The 1195-nt window shown below is 58.7% G+C and carries 1 protein-coding gene; it reads right to left on the minus strand.

Annotated features, from left to right (window positions below):
- Positions 1–146: 146 nt before the first annotated feature.
- Entirely contained in the window at positions 147–1127 is a 981-nt protein-coding gene (locus AB5S05_RS22020; protein WP_369289634.1) for an IS5 family transposase, read from the minus strand.
- Between the last annotated feature and the right edge of the window lie 68 nt (positions 1128–1195).

Consider the following 1195-nt stretch of genomic DNA (forward strand, 5'->3'; position numbering starts at 1 on the left):
GGAAGGTCTGAATTAGCCCGGTATTTCCCACCGACTTCAGCCTTCGCCGTTTTTGAAAGCGGGCCGTCGATCAAAATCGACCAGATGGCCTACCCACTTTTTCGTTTTTGACCGTCGCGAGTACCTCGCGGCGACCTTTTCCCGCATTACAGACGCACCTCTCCTGCAGTCGCCAGCAAATGTCGACGCGCCATCCACAAGTTCGACAGCGCGAACAGCGTCATCAGCTGCGCGGTGTTCTTGGCCAGGCCGCGGAAGCGTACCTTCACGTAACCGAACTGGCGCTTGATCACCCTAAACGGATGCTCGACCTTGGCCCGCACCTGGGCCTTGGCCTTTTCGATCTTGCGCTTGGCTTTGTACAGTGCGCTGGTCTTACCCAGCTTCTTGTAGGTACTGCGGCGCACCGCGATCTGCCAGATCACTTTGCGGCCAACATGTTCGGAGCGCTTTTCGACACCGGTGTAGCCAGCATCGGCGCAGACCACGTTCTCCTCGCCATGCAGCAACTGGTCGACTTGGGTGACATCCGCCACGTTTGCCGCGGTGCCGACCATGCTGTGTACCAGCCCCGACTCGTCATCCACGCCGATGTGGGCCTTCATGCCGAAGTAGTACTGGTTGCCCTTCTTGGTCTGGTGCATCTCCGGGTCGCGCTTGCCGTCCTGGTTCTTGGTCGAACTGGGCGCATGGATCAGCGTGGCATCGACGATGGTGCCCTGGCGCAGCGACAGCCCCCGGTCACCGAGATAACCATTGATCACCGCCAGAATCCCGGCCGCCAACTCGTGTTTTTCCAACAGGCGCCGGAAGTTGAGGATGGTGGTTTCGTCAGGAATACGATCCAGACTCAGCCCGGCAAACTGGCGCAAGATGGTGGTCTCATACAGCGCCTCTTCCATGGCCGGATCGCTGTAGCCGAACCAGTTCTGCATCAGGTGAATACGCAGCATGGCCAGCAGCGGATAGGCGGGCCGACCACCTTCGCCCTTCGGGTAATGCGGTTCGATCAGGGCAATCAGACCCTTCCACGGCACCACCTGATCCATCTCGATCAGGAACAGTTCCTTGCGGGTCTGCTTGCGCTTGCCGGCGTACTCAGCATCGGCAAAGGTCATCTGCTTCATGGAAGAGCTCGAATGGTGGAATCGGCGTATTTCAGCAGATTCGGGAAGTCTTTTTCAGGCCATCCTTA

It is taken from the genome of Pseudomonas zhanjiangensis, assembly GCF_041027545.1.
GTDB lineage: Bacteria > Pseudomonadota > Gammaproteobacteria > Pseudomonadales > Pseudomonadaceae > Aquipseudomonas > Aquipseudomonas zhanjiangensis.

Bases quoted from the DNA above. Each gene is read 5' to 3' on its own strand.
- AB5S05_RS22020 (WP_369289634.1), bottom strand. From the start codon at position 1,127: ATGAAGCAGATGACCTTTGCCGATGCTGAGTACGCCGGCAAGCGCAAG.